Genomic DNA, 5,012 nt, shown 5'->3' on the forward strand with positions numbered 1-5,012 from the left:
TCGGCCGCGTCGCCGAGGGCGAAACGCAACGCCCACGCCGGTGCCGGCACCCAGAACGGCCTGTGCATCCGAGCGGCCAGGGCTCGGCCGATGTCGTTCGCAGACGCCGGTGTCGGTCCCGTGAGGTTGACCGGGCCCGCGATCTTCTTGTCCAGGATGTGGCGGATCGCCCGCACCTCATCTTCGAGCGAGATCCAGGGCCAGATCTGCGTCCCGCGTCCGAGCGGCCCGGAGACGCCGAAACGGGTCAGCTGGATGAGCGGCTTGAGCACTCCGCGCCGGTGGATGACCGGCGCGGTGCGCAGCAGCGCGACCCGGGTGTGATCTTCGGCCTGACGCGCCTCGGCCTCCCAACGCACGGTCAGATCGGCCAAGAAGGTCTGCCCCGCAGCGGAGTCCTCGGTGAGGACCTCGCCGGGCGCAGAGCCGTAGTAGCCGACGGCCGATGCCGAGATGAGGGCCGGAGCGTCGGAGCGCAGTGCACGAAGCGCGGTGGTCAGGGTGCGCGTCGCTCCCAGGCGCGAGTCGATGAGCTCCTGACGGTAGCCACGCGTCCACGGGAGTCGTCCGACGCTGGCACCGCCGAGCGCGACGACCGCATCTGCTCCCGCCAGCACCTCCGGATCGAGCGCGCTCTCCCCCGGCTCCCACTGCGCCTCGTCCTCCGACCGCGGCGGGCGGCGGACGAGGGAGGTGACCTCGATGCCGTCGGCGCGCAGGGATGACGCGAGTGCGGAGCCGATGAGGCCCGATGCCCCGCTGATGACGATGCGTCGTGCCATGTGTGAGAGCTCCCGTTTCCGATCGCCGAGTCGTGTCGTGCGTTACAGCGTACGCGTCGGCGTGGACAGGCGCCGCCGGACAGGAGAATCGCTGCATGCTCCCGCGCAGCCCACCGGTGAGAGGGAAGGAGGAAGCCCCGTGCGGGCGTCGAGGTCTGCGAACAGACGGCCACCAGGTTCTGGGGGGTGTGGTGTGGGCCCTGCCGGGATCGAACCGACGACATCCACGGTGTAAACGTGGCGCTCTACCAGCTGAGCTAAAGGCCCTGGTGTCGTCAGTCTATCGGGAGGCCGATGCGCACCCGTGTCGTAGAAGAGGGATAGGCTGAATCCGGCGCGCGTTGTGCACAGCTGACAAGGCTGCCCGTGTCGCTTCCCGTTTCCTTGGCATGACCTGCCAGCTTGACGAAAGGTTCCCCCGTGACCGTGCACGACCAGGATCCGTACTCCCAGGGCCCCCTCGACAGCGATCCGGAGGAGACCGGCGAGTGGCAGCAGTCCCTCGATGAGCTGGTGGATGCCAAGGGCCACGGCCGCGGCCGCGAGATCATGCTCAGCCTGCTCAAGCGCTCGAAGGAGCTGCACCTGGGTGTGCCGATGGTCCCGACGACGGACTACATCAACACCATCGCATCGGAGAACGAGCCCGAGTTCCCCGGTGACGAGGAGGTCGAGCGCCGCTACCGCGCCTGGATCCGCTGGAACGCCGCGATCACGGTGCACCGCGCTCAGCGACCCGGCATCGGCGTCGGCGGCCACATCTCGACCTACGCCTCCTCGGCTGCTCTGTACGAGGTGGGCTTCAACCACTTCTTCAAGGGTGCGGACAACCCCGGCGGTGCAGACCAGATCTTCATCCAGGGTCACGCCTCCCCCGGTACCTATGCCCGGTCGTACCTCGAAGGACGCCTGACCGAGGACCAGCTCGACGGATTCCGCCAGGAGAAGTCGCACGCCCCCTACGGCATCCCGTCCTACCCGCACCCGCGCCTGATGCCGGAGTACTGGCAGTTCCCAACCGTGTCGATGGGCCTCGGCCCGATCAACGCGATCTACCAGGCGATGTCGAACAAGTACCTCGAGAACCGCGGCATCAAGGACACGTCCCAGTCGCGTGTCTGGGCCTTCCTGGGCGACGGCGAGATGGACGAGGTCGAGAGCCGCGGACAGCTGCAGGTCGCCGCCAACGAGGGCCTCGACAACCTGACGTTCGTCGTGAACTGCAACCTGCAGCGTCTCGACGGGCCCGTGCGAGGCAACGGCAAGATCATCCAGGAGCTCGAGTCGTTCTTCCGCGGTGCGGGCTGGAACGTCATCAAGGTCGTCTGGGGTCGCGAGTGGGACGACCTGCTCGCCCGCGACACCGAGGGCGCGCTGCTCAACCTGATGAACGTCACCCCCGACGGCGACTACCAGACGTACAAGGCCGAGTCCGGCGCGTACGTCCGTGAGCACTTCTTCGGCCGCGACGAGCGCGCCGCAGCCCTCGTCAAGGACTACTCCGACGACGACATCTGGAACCTCAAGCGCGGTGGCCACGACTACCGCAAGGTCTACGCCGCGTTCAAGGCAGCGACCGAGCACAAGGGCAAGCCCACCGTCATCCTCGCGAAGACCGTCAAGGGCTACGGCCTCGGTCCGCACTTCGAGGGCCGCAACGCGACCCACCAGATGAAGAAGATGACGCTGGACAACCTCAAGACGTTCCGCGACGCGATGCACATCCCGATCACAGATTCGCAGCTCGAGGAGAACCCGTACCTGCCCCCGTACTACAACCCGGGCCCCCAGGACGAGACGATCCAGTACATGCTCGAGCGTCGAAACGCGCTCGGCGGCTTCCTGCCGGAACGCCGCTCTACCCATGTCGGCCTTTCGCTGCCGGATGACACCGCCTACGCCCTGCCCAAGAAGGGCTCTGGCACGCAGGAGATCGCCACGACCATGGCGTTCGTCCGTCTGCTGAAGGACCTGCTGCGTTCCAAGGACTTCGGTCACCGCATCGTCCCGATCATCCCGGATGAGGCACGTACGTTCGGAATGGACGCCTACTTCCCTTCGGCGAAGATCTACAACCCGAACGGCCAGCACTACACCTCGGTCGACCGCGAACTCCTCCTCGCCTACAAGGAGAGCCCGCAGGGCCAGATCGTCCACGTCGGCATCAACGAGGCGGGCGCCGTTGCGGCGTTCACCGCGGCCGGCACGTCGTACGCCACGCACGGCGAGCCGCTGATCCCGATCTACCTCTTCTACTCGATGTTCGGATTCCAGCGCACGGGCGACGCCCAGTGGGCAGCCGGCGACCAGATGGCCCGCGGGTTCATCATGGGCGCGACGGCAGGGCGCACCACCCTCACGGGTGAGGGTCTGCAGCACGCCGACGGCCACTCGCACCTGCTCGCCGCCACCAACCCGGCGACGGTCTCGTACGACCCGGCGTACAGCTACGAGATCGCGCACATCATGCGCTCCGGTCTCGAGCGCATGTACGGCGGAAACCACGAAGACCCGAACGTTATGTACTACATCACGCTCTACAACGAGCCGATGGTGATGCCGGCGGAGCCGGAGAACGTGGACGTCGACGGCATCGTGCGCGGCATCCACCGCGTCTCGGTCGGCGAGGGCGAAGGCCCCCGTGCCCAGCTCTTCGCCTCGGGCGTCGGACTCCCCTGGGCCCTCGAGGCACAGCAGCTGCTGAAGAACGACTGGGGTGTGATCGCCGACGTCTGGTCGGTCACCTCGTGGACCGAGCTGCGCCGCGACGGCCTCGCCGCCGACGAGCACAACTTCCTGCACCCGGAGGAAGAGCCTCACACCGCGTACCTCACCCAGAAGCTGCAGGGCGCCGAAGGCCCCGTGGTCGCCGTCAGCGACTTCATGCACGCCGTGCAGGACCAGATCCGTCCGTGGGTGCCGAACCGCTTCGCCACTCTCGGCGCCGACGGTTTCGGCTTCTCGGACACCCGTGCCGCTGCCCGTCGCTTCTTCAAGATCGACGGCCCGTCGATCGTGGTGCGCACCCTGCAGTCGCTCGCCGAAGACGGGGTCGTCGACCGCTCGCTCGCCGCGCAGGCCATCCAGAAGTACAGCCTGCACGATGTGAACGCCGGCACCAGCGGCAACGCGGGCGGCGAAAGCTGAGCCCTCGGTGACAGGTTCTCCTCCTTCCGGCATGGACAAGGCCGCGACGCTCACCTGGCTGCGCCGGATCTCCGGTGACATCGCCTCGGTGACGATCAAGCGCCTGGAGGACACCCTCCCGTGGTACGCCGACATGCCACCAGCCCGCCGCTCTGCGGTCGGGCTGGTGGCCCAGGCGGGTATCACGTCGTTCATCCAGTGGTACGAGGACCCCACCTCCACTCCGTGGATCGCGGCGGACATCTTCGCGGCGGCTCCTCGCGAGCTGCTGCGAAGCGTGAGCCTCCAGCAGACTCTGCAGCTCATCCGCGTGACCGTCGAGGTCACCGAGGAGCGGGTCGCCGGGCGGGGGAACGATCTGCGCGAGGCGATCCTGCTCTACTCCCGCGACGTCGCCTTCGCGGCGGCCGACGTGTACGCGAGGGCGGCCGAGGCCCGCGGCCTGTGGGACGCGCGCCTGGAAGCACTCGTCGTCGACTCGATCCTCACCGGCGAGGCCGATGAAGAGCTGCCGAGCCGGATCGCCGCGCTCGGGTGGCACGGTCACGGCGAGGTCGCCGTCCTCGTCGGGACGACACCTCCGCAGTTCGACGTCGACCTGGTCCGCCGCACCGCCAGGAAGCTTGCCGTCGACGTGCTCATCGGTGTGCAGGGCTCCCGCCTCGTCCTGGTGCTCGGCCGCGCCAGGGTCGAGGGTCAGGAGGTCGAAGAGGAAGAACTCGGCTTCCAGGAGATCGCCGCCCGCCTGGAACCGTCGTTCGGGCCCGGATACGTCGTGCACGAACAGCTCGCGCGCCGTGGCCTCCAGGGAGCGCCCGTTGTCGAGGTAGCTCCAGAGGGTGGTGACCAAGTCGGTGGAGTGCGCCTGCAAGGGGCGGAAGATGCGCTCGATCAGCGTCTGCTTCGCCAACGGGTCTCCGGCGAGTGCGCGCTCTGGCAGCAGATCGTCGGCCTCGACCGGATGGGGTGCGCCGCGCCCTCGTCAAGGACTACTCCGACGACGACATCTGGAACCTCAAGCGCGGTGGCCACGACTACCGCAAGGTCTACGCCGCGTTCAAGGCAGCGACCGAGCACAAGGGC

The 5,012-nt window shown here is 67.8% G+C and carries 3 protein-coding genes and 1 tRNA gene; 2 read left to right on the top strand and 2 right to left on the bottom strand.

The genetic code is table 11. From position 1 onward, the window contains the following. The coding region (locus KZA10_RS07870) for a TIGR01777 family oxidoreductase (protein ID WP_218682589.1) at positions 1 to 782 on the bottom strand (782 nt) is incomplete at its 3' end. Positions 783 to 976: 194 nt separating this feature from the next. Beyond that, positions 977 to 1,049: transfer RNA gene (locus KZA10_RS07875), tRNA-Val, on the bottom strand. A 153-nt stretch (positions 1,050 to 1,202) separates the two neighbouring features. Between KZA10_RS07875 and aceE the strand changes: the two genes are divergently transcribed. Both aceE and KZA10_RS07885 read left to right on the top strand, forming a co-directional pair. After that, a complete protein-coding gene (aceE, locus tag KZA10_RS07880) occupies positions 1,203 to 3,929 on the top strand; it encodes a pyruvate dehydrogenase (acetyl-transferring), homodimeric type (protein ID WP_218682590.1) in 2,727 nt (908 codons plus the stop codon). Between the two features lie 31 nt (positions 3,930 to 3,960). Continuing rightward, on the top strand, positions 3,961 to 5,012 hold a 1,052-nt coding region (locus tag KZA10_RS07885; RefSeq protein WP_256934552.1), incomplete at its 3' end, for a hypothetical protein.

This window comes from Microbacterium sp. BF1, assembly GCF_019279095.1.
GTDB lineage: Bacteria > Actinomycetota > Actinomycetes > Actinomycetales > Microbacteriaceae > Microbacterium > Microbacterium maritypicum.